5 protein-coding genes and 1 pseudogene are annotated in these 3,501 nt (G+C 60.6%); all 6 read left to right on the forward strand.

Translation table 11 applies throughout. The annotated features are described in order from the left end of the window. Nucleotides 1-575 (forward strand): molybdopterin-dependent oxidoreductase (locus tag AAFM29_RS16750; RefSeq protein WP_341713887.1); only part of this gene is annotated, 575 nt, incomplete at its 5' end. Further along, entirely contained in the window at nucleotides 572-1,648 is a 1,077-nt protein-coding gene (nuoH, locus tag AAFM29_RS16755) for an NADH-quinone oxidoreductase subunit NuoH (RefSeq protein ID WP_341713888.1), read from the forward strand. The genes AAFM29_RS16750 and nuoH, both read left to right, overlap by 4 nt. Then, entirely contained in the window at nucleotides 1,645-2,130 is a 486-nt protein-coding gene (nuoI, locus tag AAFM29_RS16760) for an NADH-quinone oxidoreductase subunit NuoI (protein WP_341713889.1), read from the forward strand. Before nuoH ends, nuoI begins: the two co-directional genes overlap by 4 nt. Before the next feature lie 12 nt (nucleotides 2,131-2,142). Beyond that, nucleotides 2,143-2,766, forward strand: coding sequence for an NADH-quinone oxidoreductase subunit J (locus AAFM29_RS16765; protein ID WP_341713890.1), 624 nt, complete (start codon nucleotides 2,143-2,145; stop codon nucleotides 2,764-2,766). Next, the gene (nuoK, locus tag AAFM29_RS16770; protein WP_173214727.1) at nucleotides 2,763-3,068 is read left to right on the forward strand and encodes an NADH-quinone oxidoreductase subunit NuoK; all 306 of its coding nucleotides are present in this window, start codon (nucleotides 2,763-2,765) and stop codon (nucleotides 3,066-3,068) included. The genes AAFM29_RS16765 and nuoK overlap by 4 nt, the downstream gene beginning before the upstream one ends. Nucleotides 3,069-3,074: 6 nt before the next feature. Then, a pseudogene (locus AAFM29_RS16775) lies at nucleotides 3,075-3,501 on the forward strand (NADH-quinone oxidoreductase subunit L); the annotation flags it as partial.

A 3,501-nucleotide genomic window follows, 5' to 3' on the forward strand; every position in this document is an offset into this window, starting at 1 on the left:
GGCTGATGCTCGGCTTCGCCCAGAAAGGCGGCATGAAGGATATCGTGGCGGCCAAGCCCAAGGTTGTCATCAGCCTCGGTGCGGACGAAATGGATTTCGAGCCCTTTGCCGATGCGATCAAGGTCTACATCGGCCACCATGGCGACAAGGGTGCGCATGCGGCAGACATCGTGCTGCCGGGCGCGAGCTACGCCGAAAAGGACGGGACCTACGTCAACACCGAAGGCCGTGTGCAATTCGCCGAGAAGGCAGTCTTTGCACCGGGCGATGCGCGTGAAGACTGGACGATCCTGCGCGCGCTCGCCGATGCGCTGGGCGTATCGGTCGGCTTCGACAGTTTCGCACAGCTCCAGGCGGCGATGATCAAGGAAGTCCCGGCGCTTGGCGAGGAAGGGCTCTCGAACTACGGCGCGCTGCCCAAGGCCGATGCAAAGGCTAAGGCAGAAGGCGTCATCTCGGCCTATCCGATCAAGGATTTCTACCTCACCAACCCGATCGCCCGCGCCAGCGAGGTGATGCAGCGTTGCTCGGCAGAACTGCTCCACGGCGGCGCCCTGGCGGAGGCTGCGGAATGACCGAATTCTTCCAGAACTTCGGGATGACCTATGAGTGGGCGTGGTTCATTGCCACGGTCTCGGGCATCCTGCTGATTGCCTTGCCGCTGATGCTGGCGGTCGCGATGATCATCTACGTCGACCGCAAGATTTGGGCGGCCATGGCATTGCGAAAGGGCCCCAACGTGGTGGGCCCCTTCGGCCTGCTGCAGTCCTTTGCCGACGGGCTCAAGGTCTTCCTGCAGGAAACCATCATCCCGACGGCCGCGAACAAGGGTATCTTCCTGATTGCGCCGATCATCACCTTCACGGTGGCACTGCTCGCCTGGGCGGTGGTCCCGTTCGGGCCGGTTGCGGTGCTGGCGGACATCAATATCGGCCTGCTCTACATCCTCGCGATCAGCTCGCTGGGCGTCTACGGCGTGGTCATGTCGGGCTGGGCCTCCAACTCGAAGTACCCGTTCTTCTCCGCCATGCGCGCTGCGGCGCAGATGATTAGCTACGAAGTCTCGATCGGCTTCATCCTGATCTGCGTGGTGCTGTGGGCGGGCACGTTCAACATGAACGGTATCATCCTGGCGCAACAGGGCCACGTCCTTGGCCTGGTCAATGGCTTCGTGTTTAATCCGCTGTTGTTCCCGCTGTGGGTTATGTTCCTGATCAGCGCATTGGCCGAAACCGCACGCGCCCCGTTCGACCTGACCGAAGCGGAGAGCGAACTCGTCGCCGGTTACCAGACCGAATACTCCTCGATGAGTTTCGCGCTGTTCTGGCTCGGTGAATACGCCAACGTCATCCTGATGTGCGCGCTCAATGCTATCCTGTTCTGGGGTGGCTGGTTGCCGCCGCTCGACATCCCGATCCTCTACAGTTTCTTCTTCACCGAAGGCCTGACTGCGGTCTTCTGGCTGTTCGCCAAGATCCTGTTCTTCTTCTTCATCTTCAGTTGGGTGAAGGCTACTGTCCCGCGTTATCGCTACGACCAGCTGATGCGCCTGGGCTGGAAGGTCTTCCTGCCGCTGAGCCTGTTCTTCGTCGTACTCGTAAGTGGCTATCTGATGGCTACCGGTCATTTTGGGGGCCAAGTCGCATGACCGTCGCGCACCTCATCAAATCGTTCACCCTGTGGGAGTTCGTGAAGGCACATGCCCTCACGCTGAAGTACTTCTTCAAGCCCAAGGCGACGATCAACTACCCGTTCGAAAAGAACCCGATCAGCCCGCGCTTTCGCGGCGAACACGCGTTGCGTCGTTATCCCAACGGTGAAGAACGCTGCATTGCCTGCAAGCTGTGCGAAGCGATTTGCCCGGCGCAGGCAATCACCATCGAGTCTGAACCGCGCGAGGACGGCAGCCGCCGCACTACGCGCTACGACATCGATATGACCAAGTGCATCTACTGCGGTTTTTGCCAGGAAGCCTGCCCGGTCGATGCGATCGTCGAAGGGCCGAACTTCGAATATGCGACCGAAACGCGCGAGGAGCTGCTTTACGACAAGGCCAAGTTGCTCGCCAATGGTGACAAGTGGGAGCGCGCTATCGCTGCGAACCTTGAAGCCGATGCGCCGTATCGATAGGGGGCCGTCGCTGTGATCCAGACCCTTGCTTTCTATCTCTTCGCCACGCTTGTGATCGGCAGCGCCGTCATGGTCATCATGGCGCGCAACCCGGTCCATTCGGTGCTGTGGTTGATTCTGGCTTTCTTCAATGCCGCCGGGCTGATGGTCCTCGTCGGTGCCGAATTTATCGCGGCGCTGCTGGTGATCGTCTACGTCGGCGCGGTCGCGGTGTTGTTCCTGTTCGTCGTGATGATGCTCGACATCGATTTCTCCGAAATGCGGGCGGGTTTCGTGAAGAATTTCCCGCTGGGCATCGCCATCGCATTGGTGCTGCTGGCGGAACTGGTCCTGGGTATCGGCGCATATCGGGCGGGCGCACTTGAGCTTGGTACGCCGAGCGGGGTTGCCGCCCCGCTGGCCGATCGCGCCAATATCGAGAGTATCGGTGCGGTGCTTTATCGCGATTACCTTTTCCTGTTCGAGGCTGCGGGCGTGATCCTGCTCGTTGCCATGGTTGGTGCGATCGTGCTGACCCATCGCCAGCGCCCCGATGGTGCGCGCGGACAGCAGGACATCGGCAAGCAGGTTCGCCGCAAACCTGACGAGGCAACCGTCATGAAGCAGCCGACGATCGGCAAGGGGGTCGAGCTGTGATCGGTATCGAACATTACGTCGTCGTTAGTGCGATCCTGTTCGTGCTCGGCGTGCTCGGCATCTTCCTCAACCGGAAGAACATCATCGTCATCCTGATGGCGATCGAGCTGATCCTGCTGGCGGTGAATATCAACCTTGTGGCGTTCAGCGCTTTTCTTGGCGATCTCGTGGGGCAGGTCTTCGCGATGTTCGTGCTGACCGTCGCTGCGGGTGAAGCCGCCGTCGGACTAGCCATCCTTGTCATCTACTTCCGCGGCCGCGGGACCATCGCGGTCGACGATGTCGACCGGCTGAAGGGATAAGCTCCGGTGCATCCGATCCTTTTCATCGTATTCCTGCCGCTGCTCGCGGCGATCGTCGCCGGGCTGACCAACAAGGCCGCGCCGAGCGTTTTCGCCAAATCGCTCACGACCGGCGCACTGTTCGTGAGCTGCGCGTTGAGCTGGCCGATCTTCCTCGGTTTTGTCGGCGGCACCTATGAGGCGACTGTTGTCCCGGTTCTGACCTGGATGCATTCGGGCGATCTGGCAGTCGACTGGGCATTGCGGGTCGACACGCTGACCGCGGTGATGCTGGTGGTCATCACCACCGTCTCGGCGCTCGTCCACCTCTATAGCTGGGGCTATATGGACGAGGACCCGGACCAGCCGCGCTTCTTCGCCTATCTCTCGCTGTTCACCTTCGCCATGCTGATGCTGGTGACCGCCGACAACCTCGTGCAGATGTTCTTCGGCT

Origin of the sequence: Erythrobacter sp. (assembly GCF_038133525.1) — a bacterium.
In the GTDB taxonomy this organism is placed as follows: domain Bacteria; phylum Pseudomonadota; class Alphaproteobacteria; order Sphingomonadales; family Sphingomonadaceae; genus Qipengyuania.